This is a genomic window from Sulfitobacter sp. UBA4523 (assembly GCF_002388305.1).
GTDB lineage: Bacteria > Pseudomonadota > Alphaproteobacteria > Rhodobacterales > Rhodobacteraceae > Sulfitobacter > Sulfitobacter pontiacus.
This window is the reverse complement of sequence record NZ_DGMH01000039.1, coordinates 30,445-54,691: the sequence shown is the minus strand read 5'-3', so window position 1 is coordinate 54,691 and position 24,247 is coordinate 30,445. Positions and strand designations below refer to the sequence as shown.

The 24,247-nt window shown below is 57.8% G+C and carries 25 protein-coding genes; 14 read left to right on the top strand and 11 right to left on the bottom strand.

Going from position 1 to position 24,247, the window contains the following annotated elements:
* Nucleotides 1-45: 45 nt before the first annotated feature.
* The 4 genes from B3849_RS09795 to B3849_RS09780 are packed head-to-tail and all read left to right on the top strand — an operon-like array spanning nucleotide 46 to nucleotide 4,677.
* Nucleotides 46-1,050 carry a hypothetical protein gene (locus B3849_RS09795; RefSeq protein WP_278425728.1) on the top strand — a complete coding sequence of 335 codons (1,005 nt, stop codon included), beginning with the start codon at nucleotides 46-48 and terminating at the stop codon, nucleotides 1,048-1,050.
* 58 nt (nucleotides 1,051-1,108) lie between these two features.
* Nucleotides 1,109-2,605, top strand: a complete 1,497-nt coding sequence (locus tag B3849_RS09790; RefSeq protein WP_278425729.1) for a di-heme oxidoredictase family protein — start codon at nucleotides 1,109-1,111, stop codon at nucleotides 2,603-2,605.
* Between the two features lies 1 nt (nucleotide 2,606).
* Nucleotides 2,607-3,623 (top strand): imelysin family protein, encoded by a 1,017-nt coding sequence (locus B3849_RS09785; RefSeq protein ID WP_278425730.1) that lies wholly within the window; start codon nucleotides 2,607-2,609, stop codon nucleotides 3,621-3,623.
* Between the two features lie 4 nt (nucleotides 3,624-3,627).
* A complete protein-coding gene (locus B3849_RS09780) occupies nucleotides 3,628-4,677 on the top strand; it encodes a DUF1513 domain-containing protein (RefSeq protein ID WP_278425731.1) in 1,050 nt (349 codons plus the stop codon).
* Between the two features lie 301 nt (nucleotides 4,678-4,978).
* Here the strand turns inward: B3849_RS09780 and B3849_RS09775 are convergent, their stop codons facing one another.
* Nucleotides 4,979-5,944: a hypothetical protein gene (locus B3849_RS09775; RefSeq protein ID WP_278425732.1), complete on the bottom strand. Its 966-nt coding sequence runs from the start codon at nucleotides 5,942-5,944 to the stop codon at nucleotides 4,979-4,981.
* Nucleotides 5,945-6,402: 458 nt separating this feature from the next.
* Between B3849_RS09775 and B3849_RS09770 the strand changes: the two genes are divergently transcribed.
* Nucleotides 6,403-9,669 (top strand): ATP-binding protein, encoded by a 3,267-nt coding sequence (locus B3849_RS09770; protein ID WP_278425733.1) that lies wholly within the window; start codon nucleotides 6,403-6,405, stop codon nucleotides 9,667-9,669.
* 12 nt (nucleotides 9,670-9,681) lie between these two features.
* Here the strand turns inward: B3849_RS09770 and B3849_RS09765 are convergent, their stop codons facing one another.
* Together B3849_RS09765 and motA are read right to left on the bottom strand one after the other, a co-directional pair.
* Nucleotides 9,682-10,110, bottom strand: a complete 429-nt coding sequence (locus B3849_RS09765) for a flagellar motor protein (RefSeq protein ID WP_037966624.1) — start codon at nucleotides 10,108-10,110, stop codon at nucleotides 9,682-9,684.
* A 3-nt stretch (nucleotides 10,111-10,113) separates the two neighbouring features.
* Nucleotides 10,114-10,983 (bottom strand): flagellar motor stator protein MotA, encoded by an 870-nt coding sequence (motA, locus tag B3849_RS09760; RefSeq protein ID WP_005849072.1) that lies wholly within the window; start codon nucleotides 10,981-10,983, stop codon nucleotides 10,114-10,116.
* Between the two features lie 183 nt (nucleotides 10,984-11,166).
* On the opposite strand from motA, the gene B3849_RS09755 reads away from it, so the two are divergent.
* Nucleotides 11,167-11,694, top strand: coding sequence for a flagellar motor protein (locus B3849_RS09755; RefSeq protein WP_221227978.1), 528 nt, complete (start codon nucleotides 11,167-11,169; stop codon nucleotides 11,692-11,694).
* Here the strand turns inward: B3849_RS09755 and B3849_RS09750 are convergent, their stop codons facing one another.
* The 3 genes from B3849_RS09750 to B3849_RS09740 all read right to left on the bottom strand — a co-directional run bounded on the left by B3849_RS09750 (nucleotide 11,695) and on the right by B3849_RS09740 (nucleotide 13,917).
* Nucleotides 11,695-12,879, bottom strand: coding sequence for a flagellar motor protein MotB (locus tag B3849_RS09750; protein WP_278425734.1), 1,185 nt, complete (start codon nucleotides 12,877-12,879; stop codon nucleotides 11,695-11,697).
* A gap of 138 nt (nucleotides 12,880-13,017) precedes the next feature.
* Complete coding sequence (locus B3849_RS09745; protein ID WP_286780055.1) at nucleotides 13,018-13,593, bottom strand: MucR family transcriptional regulator; 576 nt, start codon at nucleotides 13,591-13,593, stop codon at nucleotides 13,018-13,020.
* An 81-nt stretch (nucleotides 13,594-13,674) separates the two neighbouring features.
* A complete protein-coding gene (locus tag B3849_RS09740) occupies nucleotides 13,675-13,917 on the bottom strand; it encodes a hypothetical protein (RefSeq protein ID WP_005849065.1) in 243 nt (80 codons plus the stop codon).
* Nucleotides 13,918-14,214: 297 nt separating this feature from the next.
* On the opposite strand from B3849_RS09740, the gene B3849_RS09735 reads away from it, so the two are divergent.
* The 5 genes from B3849_RS09735 to B3849_RS09715 all read left to right on the top strand — a co-directional run bounded on the left by B3849_RS09735 (nucleotide 14,215) and on the right by B3849_RS09715 (nucleotide 17,528).
* Nucleotides 14,215-14,895: a winged helix-turn-helix domain-containing protein gene (locus B3849_RS09735; RefSeq protein ID WP_278425737.1), complete on the top strand. Its 681-nt coding sequence runs from the start codon at nucleotides 14,215-14,217 to the stop codon at nucleotides 14,893-14,895.
* A gap of 185 nt (nucleotides 14,896-15,080) precedes the next feature.
* On the top strand, nucleotides 15,081-15,704 hold the full coding sequence (locus tag B3849_RS09730) for a hypothetical protein (protein ID WP_278425738.1): 624 nt from the start codon (nucleotides 15,081-15,083) through the stop codon (nucleotides 15,702-15,704).
* A gap of 163 nt (nucleotides 15,705-15,867) precedes the next feature.
* Nucleotides 15,868-16,269 (top strand): flagellar biosynthesis regulator FlaF, encoded by a 402-nt coding sequence (gene flaF, locus B3849_RS09725; protein WP_005849061.1) that lies wholly within the window; start codon nucleotides 15,868-15,870, stop codon nucleotides 16,267-16,269.
* A gap of 5 nt (nucleotides 16,270-16,274) precedes the next feature.
* Nucleotides 16,275-16,694 carry a flagellar biosynthesis repressor FlbT gene (locus B3849_RS09720; protein ID WP_278425739.1) on the top strand — a complete coding sequence of 140 codons (420 nt, stop codon included), beginning with the start codon at nucleotides 16,275-16,277 and terminating at the stop codon, nucleotides 16,692-16,694.
* A 9-nt stretch (nucleotides 16,695-16,703) separates the two neighbouring features.
* A complete protein-coding gene (locus B3849_RS09715; RefSeq protein ID WP_132997952.1) occupies nucleotides 16,704-17,528 on the top strand; it encodes a DUF1217 domain-containing protein in 825 nt (274 codons plus the stop codon).
* On the opposite strand, the gene B3849_RS09710 is transcribed toward B3849_RS09715, so the two are convergent.
* The 5 genes from B3849_RS09710 to fliF all read right to left on the bottom strand — a co-directional run bounded on the left by B3849_RS09710 (nucleotide 17,529) and on the right by fliF (nucleotide 22,151).
* Nucleotides 17,529-18,560, bottom strand: coding sequence for a flagellar motor switch protein FliG (locus B3849_RS09710; RefSeq protein ID WP_009824334.1), 1,032 nt, complete (start codon nucleotides 18,558-18,560; stop codon nucleotides 17,529-17,531).
* 90 nt (nucleotides 18,561-18,650) lie between these two features.
* Entirely contained in the window at nucleotides 18,651-19,475 is an 825-nt protein-coding gene (fliP, locus tag B3849_RS09705) for a flagellar type III secretion system pore protein FliP (RefSeq protein WP_180829517.1), read from the bottom strand.
* A complete protein-coding gene (fliN, locus tag B3849_RS09700) occupies nucleotides 19,475-19,819 on the bottom strand; it encodes a flagellar motor switch protein FliN (protein WP_064216629.1) in 345 nt (114 codons plus the stop codon). The genes fliP and fliN overlap by 1 nt, the downstream gene beginning before the upstream one ends.
* Nucleotides 19,819-20,460, bottom strand: a complete 642-nt coding sequence (locus tag B3849_RS09695) for a flagellar motor switch protein FliH (protein WP_132997950.1) — start codon at nucleotides 20,458-20,460, stop codon at nucleotides 19,819-19,821. The genes fliN and B3849_RS09695 overlap by 1 nt, the downstream gene beginning before the upstream one ends.
* Nucleotides 20,457-22,151: a flagellar basal-body MS-ring/collar protein FliF gene (gene fliF, locus B3849_RS09690; RefSeq protein ID WP_278425741.1), complete on the bottom strand. Its 1,695-nt coding sequence runs from the start codon at nucleotides 22,149-22,151 to the stop codon at nucleotides 20,457-20,459. The genes B3849_RS09695 and fliF overlap by 4 nt, the downstream gene beginning before the upstream one ends.
* Nucleotides 22,152-22,286: 135 nt before the next feature.
* Here fliF and B3849_RS09685 point away from each other — a divergent pair, with 135 nt between their 5' ends.
* From B3849_RS09685 to B3849_RS09675, 3 genes are read left to right on the top strand one after another with little or no spacing between them, the layout of a single operon-like run.
* Nucleotides 22,287-22,925, top strand: a complete 639-nt coding sequence (locus B3849_RS09685; protein ID WP_278425742.1) for a flagellar basal body-associated FliL family protein — start codon at nucleotides 22,287-22,289, stop codon at nucleotides 22,923-22,925.
* 9 nt (nucleotides 22,926-22,934) lie between these two features.
* A complete protein-coding gene (locus tag B3849_RS09680) occupies nucleotides 22,935-23,891 on the top strand; it encodes a flagellar motor switch protein FliM (RefSeq protein ID WP_005849047.1) in 957 nt (318 codons plus the stop codon).
* Nucleotides 23,875-24,246, top strand: coding sequence for a flagellar motor switch protein (locus tag B3849_RS09675; protein ID WP_235208569.1), 372 nt, complete (start codon nucleotides 23,875-23,877; stop codon nucleotides 24,244-24,246). The genes B3849_RS09680 and B3849_RS09675 overlap by 17 nt, the downstream gene beginning before the upstream one ends.
* The last annotated feature ends 1 nt before the right edge of the window (nucleotide 24,247 follow it).

Below are 24,247 nucleotides of genomic sequence, written 5' to 3'. Positions count from 1 at the left end.
TACCCCGTTTTCACGCGTTCCTCCTCCCACTGAAAGTAAACAAGAATGAAGAAACTAGCTCTCGCCGGTTGTGCATTGGCTCTGACCGGTGCCACTCCCCTTTTGGCTCAAGAACAGGCATTTGTCTGGGGCGGTGAGTTTGAGATCGGCGTCGACAGCACCGTCACATCCGATGATCCTGCAGGCGAGTTGACCGATAACTACGCCAGCCTGTCGCTCGCCTTCGAAGCTGGTGTCGCGACCAGCATCACGCTGTTTGGTGAAGTGAGCTTGGAAAGCGTCACAGACCCGGCCGAAACCCGTCATTTCGACGATCTGGGTCTTTATGTGGACGAACTTGGCCTGCGCTTTGATCTTGCCGCAGGCGAACTGAGCGTCGGTAAAGTAAGCCCGACCTTCGCTGTTGCATTGGACGCAGCGCCCGGTTTCTACGGCACATCGCTGGCCGAAGACTATGAGTTGCCCGAAGTGATCGGTGCGACATTCGACATGCCTGTCGCCGCCTCCGGCGGGGTTCTGTCCTTTGCGCTGTTCTATGTGGATGACACGGCGTTCAGCGACTCGCTGGGGACAAAGCGCGGCCGCAACACCACCGCGGATGGCGGCGCGGGCAACACCGGCAAGCTGAACAACGTGGCGCTACAGTACACGCGAGAAGTTGGCGACACGATCTATTGGGTTGGCGGGCGTTTCCTGACCGCGGGTGACAGCGATGTATCCGACGAAAAAGGGGCCGTCATCGGGATGGCGCATGACTTTGGCAACGGTTTCGACCTGATCGCCGAAGTGGCCTATTTCGACGGGTTCGCAGGCACGGGCGAGGATTCCACCTATGCGACATTGGGCGGTTCTTACGTTCAGGGGCCGTGGGCCTACTCTGCCAGCTACACCGGCATCGACAACACCGCGAATGGTTACGACGATTTGATCACCGTGGGTGTAGACTACACGTTCGAGAATGATATGTCGCTGGGTGGTGGCGTCGGCTTCTACGATGTAGACGGCAATGACTTTACCGCTGTCGGGGCATCGTTGGTCATCCCCTTCTAATATCGAAATAGGGCAGAATATGCGTTTCCTCCGGTCTTTTATCCCTCAGGCCCTGGTGATGTCCCTGCCCCTATTGAGCGGTCCGGTCTACGCCGGGCCGCTTGATGAACCCCATCTAAATATCATCCCGCGTACCGCCGATGAAACGGCCCGTATCGCCGATGTGACCGCCCCACCCGACAGTTTTGACGCCCCCAGCCCGTTCGAGGTGAACAGCGGCGGCGCGGCCACCGTACGCCCGCGCATGAACGCCGATGCGTTTTCGCAGGCCTCGGGCAATATGTCGTTCGAGGACGAGCTGACCTTCAAGCTGGGCAATGGGCTGTTTCGCAAGCTGTGGGTGTCGTCGCCTTCGTCGACGCTGGCCTCTGACGGGTTGGGGCCCTTGTTCAACGCGCGGTCGTGCCAAAGCTGCCACATCAAGGACGGGCGCGGACACCCGCCCGAGGGCTCCGACGACAGCGCGATTTCCATGTTCCTGCGCGTGTCTATTCCGGGCAATGAAGACGCCGGCAATATCAAAGAGATCGAAGGGTATCTGGCCACGCTCGCCGAACCCACCTACGGCACGCAAATGCAGGATTTCGCCGTCTCGGGGCATCGTGCCGAATACCGCTTGCAGATCGATTATACCGAAGTCCCCGTGACCCTGTCGGGCGGGCAGGTCGTGTCCTTGCGGCAACCGACATACACCGCGGCTGATCTTGGCTATGGTCCGCTGCACCCCGACGCGATGCTGTCGCCCCGTGTGACGCCGCAGATGATAGGGCTTGGGCTTCTCGAAGCGATCCCTGCCGCGGATATTCTGGCGCTGGCAGACCCGAATGACGCGGATAGTGACGGTATTTCGGGCCGCGCCAATATCGTCTGGTCGCAGGAATACAACATGCCGATGCTGGGCCGTTTCGGGCTCAAGGCCGGGATGCCCACGATCCGCGAACAATCCGCGGGGGCCTTTGCGGGCGATATCGGCATCTCTAACCCGATCTTCGGCGATCCGTTTGGCGATTGTTCTACCATTCAGGATGCCTGCGTAAACGCACCTCATGGGGCCGGTGACGTGCGCGGCTTCGAGATTGACGCCGAAGGGCTGGATCTGGTCACCTTCTACAGCCGCAACCTTGCCGTGCCCGCCCGTAGAGACGCGGACGCCCCCGAGGTGCTGCGCGGCAAACAGGTGTTCCATGAAACGGGCTGCGCGGACTGCCACCAGCCTAGCTTTGTCACCCATCGTCTGAAGGACCAGCCAGAGCAAAGCTTTCAGCTGATCTGGCCCTATACCGATATGCTGCTGCATGACATGGGCGAAGGCTTGGCCGATCACCGCCCCGAGGCCCGCGCCACGGGCACCGAATGGCGCACTGCGCCGCTGTGGGGGATTGGGATGACCGAAACCGTATCGGGACACACGCAATTCCTGCACGACGGGCGCGCGCGGTCACTGCTGGAAGCCGTGCTTTGGCATGGCGGAGAGGCCGAGCCCGCCAAGAACCGCGTCATTGACATGCCGCCCGCAGACCGTGATGCTTTAATCCACTATCTGGAAAGTTTGTAACATGAAAAAACTGGTCCTCGCCCTTGGTCTTTTCTGCGCACCATTGGGTGCTGCGGCCGAGGTAGGCTCCGCCGTTTTGCGCGATGTGGTCGATCATCACATCCTGCCCCGCTATACCACACTGGCAGAGCGTACGGATGCATTGGCCGCCGTTGCCCAGCAGAATTGCGCCGCTGATGACGCCGCGTTGCGCGATGCCTACCACGATGCCTTTGACGCGTGGATCGCGGTGAGCCATCTGCGTTTTGGCCCGTCCGAGACCGATAACCGCGCCTTTGCGCTGGCCTTCTGGCCCGACAGCCGTGGGGCCACACCCAAAACACTCGCGGGTCTGATCACGGATGCCGATCCCGTGGGCCGTGACCCGCAGGCTTATGCCGATGTCTCCATCGCGGGGCGCGGTTTCTATGCGCTCGAATTCCTGCTGTATGACGATCAGATCAGCACGATGGGCGATGCTGGCTATCGCTGCGCCTTGGTGCAGACGGTAACAGCCGATATCGCCACGCAGTCCCAGGCCATTCTGGACGGCTGGACCTCTGGCTATGCCGAGGCCGTTGCTACCCCCGCCGAGGGTGGCCCCTACCGCAGCACCGAGGAAGCGGCGCAAGAGCTCTTCAAGGCGCTGAACCTCGGGCTGGAGTTTACCGCCGACACCCGCATCGGACGCCCCATGGGCAGCTTTGACCGCCCGCGCCCCAATCGGGCAGAGACGCGGCGATCGGGGCGGTCTTTGCGCAATGTCGTGGTCGCGCTCACCTCTCTGCAGGATCTGGCGGAGCGGTTGGCGGCGGATGACCTGGCCGTGGTGGCCGCCTTTGACGACCGGTTTGACGAGGCGCTGGCAATCGCTGCCGACCTGGACGACCCTGTGTTCGCTGGAACGGCCAAGCCGCAATCCCGTCTGCGTGTAGAGGTGTTGCAGCAGTCTGTTGCCGCGATCCGCGATGTGGCCCGCCAAGATCTGGGCCCGCATTTGGGCGTCGCTTCGGGCTTTAACGCATTGGACGGAGATTGATCCCATGACCAACCGCCGCCATTTCATTGCAGGGATGCTGGCATCAGGATTGGTGCCCGCGCCGACTTGGGCCGATGCGGGCGGGCCGGCCTATCTTGCCGCTGCCGGCCTGCGCGATGGCAGCTTTGTGCTCTGCGGCATCGACGCGGCGCTTGAGGTGGTGTTCGAAATCCCCTTGCCCGGTCGCGGCCACGCAGCGGCGGCGCATCCGTCCAAGCCGCAAGCTGTCGCCTTTGCGCGGCGCCCCGGCAATTTCGCACTGGTGATCGACTGCATGTCGGGGCGGGTCAAAGCCACGCTACACGCGCCCGAGGGGCGGCACTTCTACGGGCACGGGGCTTTTTCCGCCGACGGGAGCCTGCTTTACACGACCGAAAATGACTATGCCAACGGCATCGGGCGCATTGGCGTCTGGGACGTGGCGCTTGGCTATGTACGCGTCGATGAATTTGCCAGCGGCGGTGTCGGCCCCCATGATATCAAACGTCTGCCCGGTGGCGACACGCTGGTCGTGGCGAACGGCGGGATTGATACGCATCCCGATTCAGGGCGCGCCAAGTTGAATATCCCCACCATGCGGCCCAACCTCACCTACATCAACGACCGTCGTATTCTAGAGCAGATAGAACTGCCCCATGACATGCACCGCAACTCGATCCGGCATCTGGCCGTAGGGTCCGACGGGCGTGTCGCGTTCGGGATGCAATGGCAAGGCGACGGCGATGCCCCCGCGCTTGTCGGGCTGCATCAGCAAGGAGAGACGCCGCTCTTGCTGGACGGTGCCGAAGATATGCACGGGTATATCGGCAGTATTGCTTTGTCGGACGACGGGTCCCAGATTGCCGTAACCTCGCCCCGTGCCGGTTTGGTGCAGGTATTTGACGCGGCAACCGCGTCTTACACCCGTAGTGTGGCGCTTACCGATGTCTGCGGTGTTGCCGCGGCACCGGAAGATTTTGTTGTGACCAGCGGTACCGGTATCGTTCAGCGTCTCTCTGGCAGGTTGAACCCGGAAAAACCGCTGATGTGGGATAATCACCTCGTCCGGCTTTAACCCCTGGCGGGTTGGCTTGATGTCACCGGCTTACATCTTCGAAAACGCAAAAAGCCCCCGTGGCCGGCACCTTGGCCGGTCCACAGGGCAAAGTAGTAAGGGCCGGAGCAGGCCCGAAAATCGATTAAGCTGATGAACTCTGCCCCGCGAAAATTCGCGCGTTGAGGGTTCACGAAAAAGGGAAAGCGCCGCATTCGATGCCCGTCTGCTGTTAAATCCTTTCAAATCATATCGGGTCGAACACGGTGCTTTCTCGGGCCCTGGCTGCGGCGAGGCATGCCGCTTTGACAGGGCGAACCAGTTAACTTTGACGCATACCTCCTTTCGTTGCCGGGCTTTTGCCCCACAAAAGGGCATCTATTGTTGTGGCTCCCATGTGGTCCGCCATCGCGACGACCACAGTCTCGTTCACGCCGCTCAGGAAGTTCACAAGTTCCGTCAGCGTCAGCTCTTCGAGCAGCAGCTTGAGCGTGCTGGCACCGACATTGTGCAACAGCTCGTCCAGTTCTTCGGCCTCGAGCACATTCAACAGACGCGTCGCGGCAGGGGTGTCGAGGTTTGCAAGCAATACCGCAGCGCTGCCGACGCCAAAGGCGCGGTCGAATTCATCGGTGCCAAGGGCGGTCACAAAGGCGTCGATCTCGGCCGAGGTCGCGTTGTTCAGCGCGTCGGCCAGTTTGAAGGCTGTCTGCCCTTCGGCAGAAAAATCAAACACAGCGTCGATCAGATCTTCGGCCTGGGCAGCGACACCCACGAAGACCGCGCGGGCCCCGTTTTCCATCGTGATGATGACGTCACCGTCGCGCAAATCGCGGGACCCGGTCAGGCACATGGCAGCGCGCAGATCGGCGCGGGTAGAAAACTGACCCAGGAAGGTGATCGCATCGCCGCGGGCGACGTCAAAATTATTGACGACGATATGCGTGTCGGAGGGTACCACGATAAAGTCAGGCGTGGCGATTGTCATTGTCTCCTGGGTCAGGTCGGGATGTGCAGCCTGGGGCGTGGCCCAGACGTCCTGCACATGAGAGAAGCCAGCGTTGATCTGGATGGCCTGCGTCGGGTCCGCATCTGTCGGCATGACATAGCGGGCGCAGCGCATCCGGTCCGCCGCGAGTTTAAGCGCGGTGCTGTCGGCTGTGATGTCCAAGACGGAGTCGGTAGCGTTTCCCGAAACATGGATGCCAAGTACTGCACCCAAAACCGCCTCGCGCAGGGAGGAGTTGTTGGCGATCTGGGCCAGTTCTAGGAATGTTGAGTTTGCCATCGTCTTCACCTTGGATTTGTTTCAGCCTGTGTTTGGTGGCTGTTAAGATGAAATTAACGCTAAATCCCAAGGGCGTCGCGGGCCTAGGCGGGTAGTCCAAAGCAGCTTGTGGCTATGGCGCTATCCCAAAGGATAGGTACCTGCTGCTGCACTGGCACTATTCACCCTGCCCTGCAGGCGGAAACGGAGTTTACCATTGCCAAAAAAGCCCGCCCCGCCTAGCCTTTTCGCAACTGCAAAAAGCGCCCGATCAACGAGGCGCAGCAAAAAACGCAGTGAGAGCAGTAGTGAAAGGACAGCACCAGACGACATCCAAGTTGCCATGCTCCGCAGCATATGCCGCGGGGGCGCAATGGAATCGATCGCTTTGGATGCTTTTACAAGTGGTTTGACGTTGTGATGTTTGATAGCAGGAGGCGGGCTTTGACTATGCTTTCCGGCGTCCGCAAAGCGACGAGATGAACCAGAAAGAGAATATGGCGGGCGCTAAAATCGTGAAACAGGCATGGGGCAAGCTGCGTCGAACGCTTTTGGGTGCCGCTATCGCCCTGATCGGTGCACTGCAACCGGCGGCTGGTCAGCAGGTGGACACGATGGATGCGCCTCGTGACATCACCATCGGTATTCTCGCCTCCGAAGGGATCACCCGCGCGCTGGACAGCTGGTTGCCAATGGCCGCCGCGCTGAACACCGCCGCACAGGGCGCGGAACTGAACTACCGTTTCAAGATCGCGCCTTACACCGACGCCACAATGATCAATAAAATCTCGCAAGGCGCGCTGGACTTCTTCCTTGTCGATCCCGCGGCCTTTGTCGTGGCAGAGGTCGAAAGCAACGCCCGCCCGCTGCTCTCTGTCGCCCAGATGTGGGAGGGACAGGTCTATGATAAAACCAGCGTCGTCGTCTTTACCACCGCTGACAGCGATATTCGCGCCATCCCGGATATCGCGGGTCGCAGCATCATGGGGGTGTCAGCCGATGAAATGACCGGCTGGAAGCTCGCGCTGCAAGAGTTTCGCAAGTACCGGCTGGATATCGACGATATCGCGTCCCGCGCGCTTTTCTCGGGCGGGAACCAGCGCGAGGTCGTCTATGCCGTGCAAGCCGGTCTGGTGGATGTGGGCGTCGTGCGCGCCGGTGTGCTCGAAGCGCTGGCCCGCGACGGCGTGATCAATATGAACGATTTCCGCCCCGTGTCCCCTGTCGATCATCCAGGCTATCCATTCTGGGCCAGTACCATGTTGTACCCCGATTGGGTGCTGGGGACGATCCCCGGCGTGCCGCAGGCGGCGTTAACCATTCTTGTCGACACCCTGTTGGGCCAAGATACCGGCAGCCCCGAGGCGATTGCCGCCGGTGGCACCGTCTGGCTGCCCCCGCAAAATTATCAATCCGTGCACGAGCTGCTGATCTCTTTGCGCGCACGACCCTACGAGAATTACCTGCAACGTTCCGCCTTGCGCATTGCCTCTACCTACAAATGGCTGGTGTTGGGCACGCTGCTGTTGATCGTATTCTCGCTGTTGTTCTTGATTTTCCAGCTGCGCGAAAACGCGCGACAGGCCCACGCCCGCAAGGATGTGCTGAAGTCGGAGGTTCGGTCCAAGCAATTTTATCGCAACGCGGTAGAGGCCCATACCGTGTTCTGCATGCTGAACCAGAACGGCGCGATCACCCATGTGAACGACCAGTTTGTCCAAGCCAGCGGCCGGTCCCGCGAGGCGCTGATCAGCACGCCGTTGGTTGATGTCATGGATGCCGGCAATCGCGGCGTGCTGACGGGCGATGTCTTGCCCGCCATGATGTCGGGCACCCCGTGGAAAGGCACCATCGTTCTGCATAAAACCGACGGCAAGGCGGTCTGGCTGCAATGTAGCTTTATTCCGATCACCGACGGCGAAAAACAGCTGCGCGAGATCGCGATTGTCGCCTCGGATATGACCAAAACCCGCGAAGGCGTGTCAGAGGCGCGGTTCAACAACACATTGGAACTGTTGCAGGATCATGTCGTTGTCTTCCAGCCGCAAACCTATGCGGTGATGTATGCCAATGCATCGGTCGCACGACACCTGATGCGACACGATGAAAGCGACGACTGGCGCGGCAAGAGCCTGTCGGACCTGATTGGCAAACGGGATTATGACAGTCTGCGCGAACGCTGCGCCGGCCTTATCAAAGGGCCAGAGCGGCGCGTCACCTGGGAGGTCGAGGCGAAATCAGGCATCACCTACGACATCAGCCTTGAATATGTCTGCCCCGCTCAGGACGAACCGCGCTTCATCGCGATCTACCGCGATGTGTCGCAGCGCAAGGTGGCCGAAAAAGCAAAGACCGAATTCCTGTCCACCGTCAGCCACGAATTGCGCACGCCGCTGACCTCTATCAAAGGGGCCTTGGGGCTTGTGCTGTCAGGTGCCACGGGGCAGTTGCCTGACAAGATGAAGGGGCTGATCACCATCGCCGCCTCAAGCTGTGACCGGCTGATCCTGCTGATCAACAGTATTCTGGATATGGAGAAAATCGAAACCGGCACGCTTGATTTCCGGATGAAGACGCTGAACCTGTCCGAGACGCTGAATACGGCGCTAGTGCCGAACCAGCTTTATGCCGAACGCGCAGGCGTATCGCTGCGCCGTGTCGATACCCCCGATGACGATGTAATGCTGACCTATGGCGACTCCAAACGGTTGGTGCAGGTGCTGGATAACCTCTTGTCCAACGCGGTGAAGTTTTCGGAACACGGCGGGGAGATCCTGATCGCCCTGCACGCGGTCGGGGATCAGCTGCGCATTTCGATCCGCGACTTCGGCACCGGCATTCAGGCTGCCGCGCAGGCGTCGGTGTTTGAAAAATTCACCCAAGGCGACAGTTCTGACAGCCGGTCCAAGGGGGGCACGGGGCTGGGGCTGACCATCGCCAAAGTCATCATCGATCACCATCAGGGACAGATCACGTTCTTCAGCCGCGAAGACGTGGGGACAGAAATTATCATCTCCCTCCCCCGTCTCGCGCAAGAGGACGCGCCGGCACCCGACACGCCGGTGCAAGTCGCCCCGCCAACGGCCTTTTCTGCCGCATTGGAACAGCAGGCTCGCAAGACGCCGTCTGTCATCAAAAAGACCGCCGCGGAACATCTGGTGCAACAGATCACACGCGCGGGATACGGACCGGAGTTCGAGCTTGGCAAAGCCGACGTCGGACGTCTGGCCGCAGGTGTGGAAATCGTCGGCGCGCCGTTGCTGAATAAATGGATCACCCAGAACGAACGTGACACGCTCTCGCAGTTGATCGGCGCGGGCGCGATTGCGGATGCGGCGGTCTGTGTGATCGAAGCCGCCTCGGACACGGATCACAGCGCCGCGGGCAGCGCATCCACCGCTGTGGCTCAGCTGCGGGCATGGTTCGCCACCTGTGCCGAACCCATCGGCAATCCCGCGCAACCGCTGACCATCGCGGCGGTCGATCACCCGGATGTTGCCAGCTGGCTTGAAACCGAAAGCATCGTGACCTTTGACGATACCGTAGATCTCGCAAAATCAGTCGCGACGTCGCAGGCGGATGTCGTGCTGACCTTTGCCATCAACGACGGGTCGGCCAGCGTCATGGCGGTGCCAACCTCGCAAGGTTTGATGCCCTCGGGCTGGCCGGTCTGCGTGCTTGTCATCCGGAATGTAGAGAACAAGAATTCGCTGGGTGTTGTGTCAAAATTCAGCAGCGGGCGCTAAGGCAAAGGGGGGTTACCGGCGCTGCAATGCGAACAGCGCGCGCGACGCATCGTCTAGTGCGGCCTGTTCTGCCCTGTCGGCATCGGCTTTCGCCTCGGCTTGCGCTTTCGACAGCACTGTTTGCGTGGTCTTAAGCGCGCGGAACTGCGCAAAAAGCGCATCCTCTAGCGTGTCGATCTGCCCTGACAGCGCATCCCCCTCCGCCGCTAAGCCACGTTGTTGCCGGTCAACCGAGGATAGGTAGGCGGGCAAATAGGCCTGTGTTTCCAAGGTGCTGCCCGTCTGTTCAGCAATCGCCCGCTGGGTCAGCGCCGCACTTTGTTCCGTCAGCGATGTTTGCTGTGCCCGCAGGCCCGAAAGCTGTGCCCCGATGGCATCCAGCTCGTGTTGCCGGATGGTGTTGATCAGCTTAAGCGCAGCGATCTGACGGCGTCCGGCCATGGGTTATGCGGCCTCTGGCATCTGTTTGCGGGCCTCTTCCATCTCGTAAAAGCTGGGCTGCAGGCTGGTGGGAATGTTGCCGCGACCGATCTCGGTGCAGATCGCGGGCGAATGGCCATGCAGGATCGCGATAAAGATGTCGCGGATCACGGCGTAATAAATGCCGTCCTGCTCTTCGATGGCTTGCAGACGGTTGGCGACCGGAGAGACGAAAAGATAGGCAAGGAAAACCCCAAGGAATGTCCCCACCAACGCGCCGCCGATCATCGCCCCCAGAACCGCAGGCGGCTTGTCGATCGACGACATCGTCTTGATCACACCCAAAACCGCCGCAACAATCCCAATGGCGGGTAGCGCGTCGGAGACAGTGGTCAGCCCGTGAGGGGCCACCAAAGCTTCGTGGTGGTGCTTCTTGAGCTTGCGGTTAATGACATCTTCCGCCTGATACGGATCATCGAACTGCATCGCCAGCATACGGAAACTATCGGTGATCAGATCAATGGCAAAGTGGTCTTTCTGCAACTTGGGATACTGCGAAAAGATCGAACTTTCTTGCGGGTTTTCAATATGTTCATCTAGTGCCAGCATGCCATTTTGCTGGTACTTGCGGGCCAGCGTATACATGAGGTTCAGCAGGTCCACATAGTCGCCCGAATTCCACTTGGGCCCCTTGAATGCCTTGACCAGCGCGCGCCCTGCCCCCGCGATATTTGCAAAGGAATTCGCCGCAATAAACGAGCCAAGTGCGGCACCGCCGATCATCATACCTTCGAACGGTAGCGCGTGGGTGATGATGCCCATGTCCCCGCCAGAGAGCATATACCCCCCAAAGACCATGCCCATCACGACCACGAAGCCCAGAATAATCGTCATTTGTTTTCCACTTGCAAGTTTCCAAGCACTTTAGGCATTTTCATTGGAATCTCAAGAACAGTTCATGTTCTTCCAAGTTTAAAAATTTGTCGCTCAAGACCAATTGCTATCTTTCCATGGTGTGACTAAGGTAAACCTCAGAATAAGCTGGAGAGTGCCGTGATCTCGGATGTTGAAACCACAATGATTGTCCTGATTGATGCGGACGATGTGAAATTCGCATTCTCGGGCTGGCCGGATCACATTTGCCTCGCGGCGTGCCTGTCCAGCTTTGGGACCTGCAGCATGATCGTGTTTCGCCGCGATGAACGCCACTTGATGCCGGATCGTTTGGTCAAACTGCTGAAGCTGCGCCGCGAAAACACCTGCTTTGTCCCCGAGGTCGACGGCTTCAAGACCAAGCAATTCCTCTATTCCGACGAACGCCGCTTGATGGCGCTGGTCGCATCGGACCCGGTGGTGCTGGAAGAAGCGGTCGATTACGCCGTGAACTACAACTACGCGCTGGAAGAAGGGCTGGACCCTGCCAAGATGCTCGGCCTGGATATTCCCACTGCCGACCCCGTGGTCGCTGCACCGCGCGGCACGATGGTAAATGAAGAAGCAAACCCCATGCTGCCAGAGTTCCTGCGCCGCTCGGTCGAACGATCCCGCCGGCCGATCTTTGCCAGCCGACGGGTCCCCACCTTGGGCGAGTTGATCAGAGCCTGATCACCGCAGCGCGTTGCGCAGGTTCAAGAATACATCATCCTTCAAAGGTGCCACCACAGGCTCGACGTTCTGTGCGACCCGTTGCACCTCGCCACTGTTTTGTGGTGCTACGGGCGCAGGGATCGACGCCTTATATAGCTTCTCGCCGGTCTCGGCTGGCGGTGTCGCCGCATCAATCTGCGTCGGGGCTACGTCATCGCCGGCATAATCCTCGACCTTCTGATATTGAACCGACACCGTGATCCGACGGTTAGACGCGTCGGTCGGATTTTCGGGCACCAGCGGCGCGGTATCGGCAAGGCCCGACACGCGGATGATACGATCACGTGCGACGCCCGAGGCTTCGAAAACACGGCGCGTGGCGTTGGCACGATCCGAGGACAGATCCCAGTTGTCGTATTTCTGGCTATTGGCAAAGCGGACAGCATCGGTGTGCCCTGACAGCGTGATTTTATTCGGCAGGCGCGCCAAAGACTTACCCAAATTCGCGAGCAGCTGATCTGTGGCACCCTGCATTTCGGCACGGCCACTATAGAACATCGGCTGCCCTTCCTGATCGATGATCTGGATCTGCAAGCCTTCGGGGGTTTGCTGGAAAATCAGGTTTTTCTTCAGCGGATCAAGGTCGGGATTCTCCTGCATCGCCTGCAAGATATCCTGCTCTAGCTTTTTGAACTTTTCATTGTCCAATGCGTGCACATTATCAATGGTCGCATCGCCAGCCGATTTAGACCCGTCGGATGCGGTTTGCGACGCGCTGGCAACATTGGCCGCGGCGGGGTTTTCATGGGCACCGTCTTCAGAGCCGATCTGCGTCTCATCTGGCACCGATGTCGCGGTTTCGTCGCGGATTTCCCACTTGGCCGAGGCCGGATCGTCGATTTTGCCAAGCTCGCTGCCACGGGCCACAATCGCCCCATTCGAAGCGGTCAATGTACCGGGTGGCCCCAAGGTCGCCCCGTCCAATACACCACTGCCGCCGGGCAGGGTCGCATTGGTAAAGTATTCGGCAATCCCGCGCAGCTTTTGCTCGTCCGCGCTCGAGAGAATCCACATCAGCAGAAAGAACGCCATCATCGCGGTCATGAAATCAGCATAGGCGACCTTCCAGCCGCCACCGTGATGTCCACCGCCTTCGATAACTTCTACTTTTTTAAATACGCGCGGCTGTGTCGTCGCTGCCATATGTCCTGCCTCTATTCTCGCGACCACGGGGGCCGGTTCGGCAGAGGTGCTTCTGCACCGACTGCCTCAGAGACATGTATCGAGGGGGATTAGGTGCTCCGCAGGACAAAACGGTGGCAAAGGAAAGGCATTTGAACTTTATAGCTGCGACCCAAGATTTGCCTGCACCGCCTCGTCGCGAGCATAGCGGCCAAGGCCGGCTTTCTTTGCATAATCCGCTTTGCGCAAAGAATAGTTCGGTGCGACGAGGGGATGATCATCATCAAGATTGAACTTGATCCGGTATTCGCTCTCGCTCAACCCGTGCTCTGCGCGCAGGTGACGCTTGAGCATGGTAAAGGATCGGCCGCAGCACAGGCAGGTGACGGAATCATCGGTAAACGACTCGGCAACCGGAACCGCGGGAATGGCGGTTTCAGTCGTAAACTGCGCTGCTACCTTGCTGATTTCAGCTTTGGCGGCTGAGGGTTGGAGCCCGGCGAGCGCGGCGGGAAGCGCCTGCGACAACGCCAGAATGTCTTGCACGGTTGCGGATTCACGGCCAGCGAATGCGGCAATCACGCGAATTGCGGCCTCGGAAACGGGGGGATCTGTAAACTCTGTCACTTTCGTATGCGCCTTTACTACGTCGGTGCGGGATGAAGCCTCGTGAACAAATCTTGGGAACTCTACTAGAATACCAGGATTGTCCGCTAACCTCACAAAAATTGTCAATATCTCTTAAGTATAGGTTGGCCCGCCGCAAGGAATGGCGAAAGGACAACACCTTATGAACTCAAGATAAACTGCGGTGGATTAATTCAACCGGTGGCGGTCGGGATGCAAGCTCGGCAGGTCAGATGTGGCAAAACCTTGCCGTTTCTGACCACTCTCAGCGACTGCGGACAGAACACCCGACTTGGCCACAACTTCTGCCGCGTGAAGGATCACCGCGCGCATGTTTTCATCCTGCACCGCCTCGTCGCGCAAATGGACCAGCCGTTTGGCCGCCGCGAGCGCACGCCGCTTTGGCGCAACAATTTCAAGTATGTCTGCCATTTTCTAGCGCCTATTCTTGAGGTTCTCTCAGACGCGTTCTGCAGTCTGCAAGGATATACATAGCGTGGAAGGTTAAAGAATAGTGAACGTATAGCTTTTTCATGACAAGCAGGCCCAATTATTGCCGCATAACTCTGACTTTGATTTCGCCCACGGGTTCGTGCAACAAAGGGATAACCCAGTTCATCGCTCCCTTTCCTAGTATATGGCCGTTATCATCGTGTCCTTCCCGCGTCTCGCCGCAATGCTATCCTTTTCCGAACACCCATCGGTCAACCCATTGGAGCAGCGCGATAAATGACCAAGATCCTACTCGTCTCGACGGCACCTTCGGTGCGCAACGCCCTGAACTATTTATTTACGGTTATCCTAAAGTTCGACTTTGAATGTATAGACTTTGACGCCTGCGAAGATTGGCTACACAACAATGAAAACGTTAACGCGGTTTTCGTCGATATGACCGAAGCGAACAGCAACCCGGCCCCGCTGATCAGCACGCTCACCACCCACGCGCAGCCCGGAGTCGTGCTCGCAATACAAGAGCTGAAGGGGGTATGGGGTGCCGATGCGTTTGAAGCGGGTGCGATCGATGTCCTCACATGGCCCTGCAATCTGCGCGAGCTGTCTTTACGACTGAACCGACGCCTGCCAACCCCTACGCCGTCAATTGAACAGCCTCACGATGTGAGCTGGGATGTCGAAGCGTATATCGCTCTGCGCGCCGGATTAACGACGGCGGAAGCTCAAATCATGCGGGTATTATTCGCCCAAGACGGGCAAATTGTGACCCGCGATGCGCTAAGTCTCGCCGTAGAATCTCGGCCGTGGCGCTATGGTGATCGGAAATTTGATGTCCACGTCGCGAAAATCCGTAAGAAATTTGCGGACACATTTGACGAGCGTATTTCCGTCGAAACGGTACGCTCCAGTGGCTACATGCTGCGCACGGGCGGGCTGAATGCCTTCGATCCGACGTAAGGGATGCCCGTACCTGCACGGCGAGAGAATCGCACCTTTCCGCACTCACACTTGCCGCACATTCTCAACACATTTATTGTAAATTCGCATATGGGTGAACATGCAGCCATATTTTGCCCCGCCCACCAATACTTGTGCTGTGGATAACATTTCGCCCCATATTTGGTTCCCAAAAATATGGGTGATTGGGGGAATTTTGCCGAAATCACCGCAAGCGTCAGCGCAAAACCGCTGCGCTGATCGTTGTTGGAATTCAAGAACAGCTTGCGAAGTTTAACAAATCCGGAATTCAAAAAACCGTGTCGGGAAGATACCTTGGGGTTGCACATGCGACACTTGGGGAAGTTTTAACTATGCGTTCTGATTTGATGGGGCACATCTGGGGCGGTCGGCTGGAATTTTGCGCCGATCCTTGCAACACGCCCTTGGGCCGCATCCTGTCGTCACTGCTCGCGTCGCCGATCACCCGTTTCACCGTCGCCGTAGAGGACGCTGATCTGACGCCCTTCGCGATCTACGCCGGAGAAGAGATCATTTCCGGTGCCTCTTTGGCCGATGTTCTAGATCAGGAGTTTGGCCTTGATCTGGAAGATGACGCCATCGTTTTGATCGAACCCTGCGCCCAACCAACCCTGACGCCTACGTGCCCCGTTCAACTTGGCCACCACATCGGCCATATCATCGTTTCCCTCGCCCAGTCCGAGCGTGACGGCACCGCCCCTGATGGCTTACTTTCCGCTGATAATATCGCCCACAGCTTTCACCGTGAAATGCTGCGCACGGTTACTCCGGGCCAGCACATTCATTAACACTGCGGCCCCCCGAAAACCCCGCCACAGTGTGACATGCAAAGCATGATTTAAAAACAAGTGCTTAAAATTACCCTTGCTTTCAAGAAATTAAGGATTTTTTAATTCCCCCTTAACTGTGCCACCCTATAGTTGAACCGAGGCAGAATAAAAAGGCAGTGAAATGAGTGTAACCGCGTATAAGCGGACCATCTCGCACACCGAAGATCCGCGCCAGATTGAGCGTCGGATTTTGGCGAGCGTGACATCCAAACTTGAAAACAAATTCGAAGCATTTGACGGTGCTGCGGAAAAATCTCAAAAGCTTCAGATGCTTGCAGATGGCCTGCGCGATACCCTGTGGGAGAACCAGCGCGTTTGGCTCACGTTCAAGGCCGATTTGGCCGAGAAGGATAACGGGCTGACGGCCGATTTGCGCGCTGCGCTGATCTCGCTGGCTCTTTGGGTGGAAAACCACACTAAAGCGGTCCTGTCCGGGTCTAAAAATGTGAAGCCTTTGATTGATATTAACCGCAGTATTATCGACGGTCTGAGCGGACGGGCTGCAAAAGTCGCGGCGGAGTAAGCTTTATGGCGCTGCGATTAACCCTGAAACCGAACGAGCGGATCCTGATTAACGGCTGTGTCGTGCGCAACGCCGATCGCCGTCAGATGATTGTGATCGAGAATCAGGCTGACATCGTGCGTGAAGCCGATCTGCTAAAAGAGGATGAAGAGCGCACCCCTGTAAAAGAGGTCTATTTCTTCATCCAGACCGCCTTGCTTGAGCCATCGACCCGTAAAAAATTGGTGTCGATCATTCAAAGGAAACTAGGCGCGCTTGCGCCGGTTTTCCACGACGAGATGGCCAGCCACATCTTTGAAGCCGCGGCTCACGTGTCTTCTGCTGACTTCTACAAAGCGATGCGCACATTGCGCCCCCTGATCGAATATGAAGAAAAACTGTTCAAAATGATCCGGGAAAAGAACACAGCCACGGCGGCGGAATAGGGTAAACCTATGATCAGCATTTCAGGTTTAGGCAGTTCCACCGCGCTCAAGCTGATTGACGCAACGCGGGACAAACAGCTTGATCTGATGCGTGATTCTGCCGCCAATAAACGCGCGGAAGAAGCGTTTCGCGACAGAATCGGCGACATCTCCAGCCCAGAAGAGTTGATCGCGGATTTTGAAGTCTACAGTTTTGTGATGCGGGCCTTTGACCTGGAAGACCAGATTTTCGGCAAAGGGCTGATTCGCAAAATGCTGGAATCCGATCCGGTCGAACCTTCATCCCTGCTGAACCGACTGACCGACAGCCGCTTCCGCGAAATGCATCTGGCCCTTGGCTTCACGACAGAGGCAGGTCCGCAGACCCCTGATTTGACGAACCCTGATTTTCTGAATGATGTGACGACGCGCTTCTATAATCGGCAATACATCAACGAAAATGACGCTCAGAACGAGACCGTGGGCACGGTGTTAGAATTTCGTGACAAGTTTAGCGGCATTAATAACTGGTTCGAGGTGCTTGCCAGCGAGAAGTTGACTAATTTCTTCCAGGTCGCCTTGTCACTCCCCGAACAGATGTCTGCCCTTGATCTCGACAAACAAAAGGCGCTTCTCGCTGATAAATTCGACCTCGAAAAACTGGCGGATCCGGCGGAGCGTGAGAAGCTGATCGCGCGCTACGTCGCCATTTCAGATGCAGTTAACCCACAGGGATTTCAGGCGAATTCGATCGCGCTTGATCTGCTGCAATCCTACAATCTGGGCGGCCAGTTCGTGCCGATCACAATCGATGTGACAGCAGTCACATTCTCTGCATCGCGCCTGTATCGCTGATCAGCTCGGCATATCCGACATCATATCGTCGTCGTTTTCGGGCAAGGATACCTCCCCTTCCGACATCAAACGCAATGCGGCTTCGACCAACTGAGCCTGCGCGCCTTTAACATCTTTGGACCGGACAGGGCCCATTGAAGACATTTCATCCTGCAGCATTCCGCGTGATCGCGAAGGCAGGGAAGCCAGGAAATGTTCACGCACTTCCTTCTTGGCACCACGCAGCGCCATCGGCAGGGTATTCCCGCTCACTTCGCGCATGATTTTCCCCAACATCATTTCGTTGAATTTAACCAAATCATCGAAAACAAACATTTTTTGCTTGATCGACAAGAGCTTATCGGGCTGGCGTTCTTCCAGGTTGCGGGTGAGATTAACCAACATATCTTCATCGAGTTTGTTGAAAATCGACACCAATTGGCTCTCGATCCGGGCTTCAGCGCTGTTCCCGGCCTTGGCCAGCACATCTTCACGCAGTGTGTTTTCGATATTCTGAATCGTATCGATCGGCAGCTTGTCCATGCCCATGATGCGCTCGATCAGATCGGCGGCGCGTTCGGCCCCCAACAGCGGCAATACCTTTGCCGCGACGTCAGGCCGGATTCGTGTCAGGATAACTGCGATCGTCTGGTTGTGTTCCTTTTGAAGAAAGGCGACCAATTCCTTCTCGTCCAGATCCGATAGGTCTTTCCAAACGTTATCGATCTTTTTGCCGTCAATTTCCTGCAAAATCTCAGCAACACGATCTTCGGGGAGGAATTCTTTCAGCAATCCGCGCGCAGCATCAATCGAGCCGACCACACTGCCGCTGTGATTCACTTTTTCATCAAATTCCGCGATGATTTCTTCGACGATACCAGCGTCGACTTCGCCCATCGTCGAGATAGCGGTGGTGATCTGGCGGATCTCATCAACATCAAGCTGCTGCATGATCGCGCCGCCCCTCTCCTCGCCCAAACACAGGAAAAGGATCGCCGATTTCTGCGCGCCGGACATGTGGCGATGTTTGCGAAGGGGTACAAACTGGTTCATGAGATCGTCGATTCCCGCAGGCTGGATATTATCGCACAAGGATAGCCGAAACTATTCTTGTTTGACATGGCTATTTATGACCGCGGCGGTTTATCCGGAAACGTAGGATTGAATCAGCGATCCAGCCAACATGTACCACCCATCGATCAGTACGAAAAAGATGACCTTGAAGGGCAGCGAAACCAACACGGGCGGCAGCATCATCATGCCTGCGCTCATCAAAACCGATGCCACGATCAGGTCGATTGCGATGAATGGAAGGTAAATCAGAAAGCCAATGGTAAACGCGCGACGCAGCTCCGAAATCATGAAGGATGGCACCAGCACCCGCCAGCTTGGCAACGCAGCAGGCCCGTCCGAGGGCGGCGACGCTTCATCCGCAATATCGGTGAAAAGCTGGAGATCCTTGTCGCGCGTATTCACCAACATGAAGTTGTAAAACGGCTCGGATATATTGCGCACGGCCTGCTCTTCAATGATGGCGTTTTCCATCAAGGGGACTAGCCCGCCCTCCCACGCATCCTCGAACACCGGCTGCATTACAAAGAAGGTCATGAACAGCGCCATAGCGTTCAACACGATGTTCGGTGGCGTTTGGTTCAGCCCAAGCGCAAGCCGTAACATCGAGAAAACAATGACGAATCTGGTGAAGCTCGTGACCATCACCAAAAGCCCCGGTGCCACGCTCAGGACCGTAATGATCGCGAACAGCTGGATCAGACGGCCCGACAGGCTGGCCCCCTCGTCCGTGCCCGGCGTTACGTCACCGAAAGCCGAAGAGAGGTCCCGCACCATGCTGCCAAGGTCTGCCTCTTGCGCCCATCCAGTCGATGCGGACGCAACGACACCGGCCAAAACCAAGGCCAGACCACACATCACGCGCGGTGCAAACAAGGGCAGCAAACGGGGGTACATCAGATTTCTGAGACGAAGTCTTTGACGATCTCACGCAGCGCAACTCCAAGGGAATCCCCCTGCACGCGCACCAGATCACCGCGCGCGACCATGCGATCGTTAATCATGATGTCAACGGGTTCACCCACGCGGCGGTCAAGCTCGATCACCGACCCTTTGGTCAGGTTCAGCAGTTCCGAGATCGGCATACGGCTGCGCCCCAGAACGACACGGACGTCAAGTTTGACACCAAAAATCGCATCAAGGCTTTTACCATCCAGACCCGCCGGCGCTTTGGTCTCTGCATCCTGAGCGTTGCTGTCAGTCAGGTCTGCTTGGGTTTTATCCTGGTCATTATGTAGCATTATTCAGCAATCCTTGTGGTTGCGGTCAGTTCAACGGCGGCGGTTTGCAAGGCGCTGCGCACGGCCGTGGTTGCCTCTTCGAGATCGTATTCCAGCTTCCCGCCCTGCCAGACGACCCGCGCCGCACCACGGGGCAAATCGCTATCCGCGACAATCTTGATCGACGCGGCGTCTGTTGATGCAGGTAGCCAAACCGGCGGCTCAGCTTTCAGCCGTGCGGCGACTTCGGGGCAGGCGGTGATGGACAGAACCGGTGTACTGCGGCTTAGGGCGACGCTTTCACGGATGCGACCAATGGCCAGATCGACGCCGTAGTTTTGCAGCAACTCTGGCACAAGCCGGTCGCCGATGCCGAGGAAGAGTTCCACGATATCAGTCTCTGTTGCACGGCATTGTCTCGTATCTTGCGCGATCAGCGCGTCAAGCTGCGCACGGATTTCAGCGCTCTCCGCCTCTAGTCGTGCATCCTCCTGCGCGTCAAACTCCGCCTTTGCATCTTGCTGCCCGACGGCGCGCCCGGCATCAAAGCCCTGCTTGCGCGCTTCGGCGAGACGCAGGTTCAGCTCTTCCTCGTCGATTGTAGTGACGGGCGCCGCGGGCGCATTGTCGCTGTCAAAGTTTCGGGCGAAAAGATCGATCATGCGCCTGCCTCGGCAGGAAGCCACGACCGGATCACGCGCAGAACCTCTTGGGGTTTCTCATCTGCAAGCTGTTGGATCGTCTCGATCTTTTTCTTGTGCAGATTCCCACGGATACCTTCCTTGCGCACGTATTCAGCCACTTCCGCAGCTTCGATATCGTCATCCGTGACAGTCAGCGGGTCGTCATCCTCGGCAATATCCGCGACGGCTGGCGTGGTGCCGGGCAGCTTGGGGCGCTGGCCATCCGCTGTCAGTGCCGCCGGTTCGGCGGTCTTTTCTGCGGTCAGGGCGGGATCTTCGTAGCTGTTGAGCTGATCGCCTTCGCTGAACTTACGCAGCATGGGCCGCACGCCAAAGACAAGGATCAGGCCGACAACCAGCAGGGCCAGAACACCGCGCACAATAGACACGACATTATCGGTCAGCTCATCCCCGATAGATTTGTCGATCGGATCGCCAAGATCCATCGAATAATCCATGAACCGCATACTATCGACAGAGACACTATCCCCGCGTGTAGTGTCGAATCCGACGGCAGTTTTGACCAGCTCCCCAAGCCGCGCAAGCTCTTCCGGCGTGCGTTCGGCGTAGATCACATCTGACCCGTCAACGTTGTAGATCCCGTTCACCAGAACCGCGACGGACATGCGCCGCACGTCGCCGGCTTCGCGCACGATCTCGCGGCGCGTGTTGCCGATCTCGTACTGCACGATCTCGTCGGCCTCTGACCGGCGGGTCGATGTCCCGCCCCCATTGCCATCGGCCAAAGCGGCAGGGATGTTGTTTTCCACACCGACATTGCCTGCCTCTTTCGTGCCGGTCTGGTCTTCGGACTTCGTCTCGGTTGACCGCACGACCTGCTGGTCGGGGTCGTATGTCTGCTCGACAATGACTTCGCGCTGCGTGGTCAATTCGACGTTCACATGGACGCGCGCATTCCCCGCGCCGACCCGCGCTGTCAGGATGTTCTGGATCTCTTGCGACAGGCGGTCTTCAATGCCTGCTTTGGCGGATTGGACGCCGCCTTGGCTGCTACCGTCCGGCCCTTCCGCCAGGATCGTCTCGCCACTGGCCGACAGAACGGTGACCCGCGAAATATCCAGATCAGCAACGGCTGAGGCGACCAGATTGCTAACCGCCACGGCCTGCTTACGGGTTACCGCACGGCCGGATTCGGGGCGCAGGATGATAGAGGCACGCGGCGCAGGCGCATCGCGGGAGAAAGGCTCGCGGTCGGGCAACACCAGATGAACCCGCGCAGACGAGATCCCGTCAAGCGTCTGGATGGAGCGGGCGAGCTCCCCCTCCATCGCGCGCATCTTATTGATCTTCTGCAGGAAGGAGTTCATCGCCAGCCCGCTGCTTTCGTCGAACAGCTCCCATCCCGGATCTCCATCGATGGGCATGCCGGTCTCTGCCAAAACCATACGCGCCCGCACCGCGTCCCCGCGGGGAACCGAGATGCTGGTGCCGTCTTCAGAGACCATGGCATTGAAGCCGGCGTTTGCCAGCGTCGCCTCGATCGAATTGGCGGAGGTGATCGACAAGTTCGAATAGAGCGGCGCGTAGTCCGGACGGGTCACGGCACCAATGCCGAGAATCATCAACAGCACCACACCAATGCCCGCCCCACCAAGCATCATGAGCTTGTTTTTACCGAGCGACTTGAGATTGTCGATTAATCCTTGCATGGGGCCCCTCAGCATCGATTTGTTGTGAATATATTGATCAATTCATGCCTCAAGGCAAGTATTAAACAATTTTTAACCTTGTGTTTTTGCCCTTAAAAGGGGAATGTGGCATTAACACTAAGTTAAGGTTTCCACATGGCCGACAAAGTGAAAAAAAAGCCAGCTGCGGCAAAGCAGGCCGCCTCTGCTGACGCAGCGGAACGGCCACGCGGGTCGCGTAAAATGCTGATCGCGGCCGCGCTCATGTGCGTGGTATCCTTGGGTGGCGGATTTTTCCTTGCCCGTGCGGCCTACGTCAAAGACGCCGAAGCCTTCGAGCCCGAGTATAAAAGCGAAGAAGCCGATCAGACGGACACCAAGGATGATCACGCCGACACGGAAGATCATGGTAAAGACGACCACGCCAAGGACGAGGGTGATGCCGAAGACCACGCCGATGACACCAAGGCCGCAAGCACAGGGCTGATTGATCTGGGCGAGATGTTGACCAACATCCAAGGTTTCGATCAGAACGGCACGCCGACATCGGCGTTTCTTAAGGTGAACCTGATGGTCGCCTACCGGCCCGATGAGGGCGCGGACAAGCTGATGGTCGAACGCCAGCCCTTCATGCGCGATCTTTTCAACGGCTACCTGCGGGGGCTGACCGAAAACGACGTGCGCGGCATGGCGGGCATTCTTTATATCAAGGCCGAGCTGCTGAAACGGGCGCGCGCCGCCGTGGGCAGCGATCTGCCGCAGGAAATCCTGATCAAAGACCTGATCGTGCAGTAGGAGGCGGCGATGAGCGAGAGCGACACAACAGCACGGCGACCCGACGAAGCAGGCAGCACCCTGATCGACGAAATCATCCGCATGTCGGATTTCACGTTTGATCGCCTGCCCATGCTCGACATCATTGGCGATCGCATGGTCGAAAACCTGTCGGTTGCCCTGCCCGACCTGATGCGCGCCATGTGTGAAGCCTCACTCGCCTCGCTTGACTATATCCCCATGGGCAAAGTGATCGAAGGGCTGCCCAAGCCCACGTTTCTGGCCGTTGGCACAGGTCACCCCTTTGTCGGTGAAATCCTTGTGGTGATGGATCAAGCGGTGCTGATGACCGCGGTTGAACTGATGCTGGGCGGGAACGCCAAGAACGTCGATCTCGACAACACCGATCCCTTTACCGCGATCGAGCTCGGCTTTGGCGAACGGCTTGCCTCTGCCGTCTTTGCCGAGCTTGAGCGGTCTTTGTCGGTTGTGGGGGCTGCGAACCTCGAACTCGATCGCATCGAAACCGAGGCCGAAGGTGCCGCGATTGCCAAAAACACAAGCCTTTGCGCGCGGTTACGGCTGTCGTTGACCCTTGCAGGGAATACCGGAAACCTTGATCTTGTCATCCCCTATGACGCACTTGAACAGATCTTGCCCGACTTGGGCAAAGTCTATTTCGGCGACCGTATGGTGTCGCAAGACCAGTGGCGCGGGTTGATCGGGGCGCAGATCGAACGGGCGAACGTCGATCTGGATGTCGTCCTGTCCGAAAACGTCTTTCCGCTCCAAAAAATCATGTCATGGCGGCCCGGCGACACCATTGATTTCGGCATCGAGGAAGGCCGCGATGCCACTGTGACCTGTGCCGACACCCCGATGTTCAACGTGTCGTTGGGCAAACGTAACAACGGCTATGTGGCTGTGCAAATTACCGAAAAGCTGGAAATTCTGGAGGACCACGAAGATGATGGCAACGATAATTGACAGCCTGATCGTCGTATTGCTGATTGGCAGCATCGGCTATGGCTACGTGGTTTCGATGAAATTGCGCAAGTTGACGGCGACGTTGAAACAGCTTGAACCGCTGGTCGAACAATTCTCCTCTGCAGTCGATAAATCCGAACAATCTGTGCACCACATGCGCGAAAGCATCGAAACCGCGCAACGTGCGCCGGCCCCCGTCGAAGCGCCCCCCCCGCCCGAAGAAACAGCCGCGTCTTTCGCCAGCCGCCGCGCGACCAAGCAAGCGCCGGCAGAACGCAATGGCGTGCGTGTGGTACGGGATAAAAAAGAGATGGTGCGCGCGTTTTTCGAAAATTCTTCTGCGGCAAAGGGCTGAT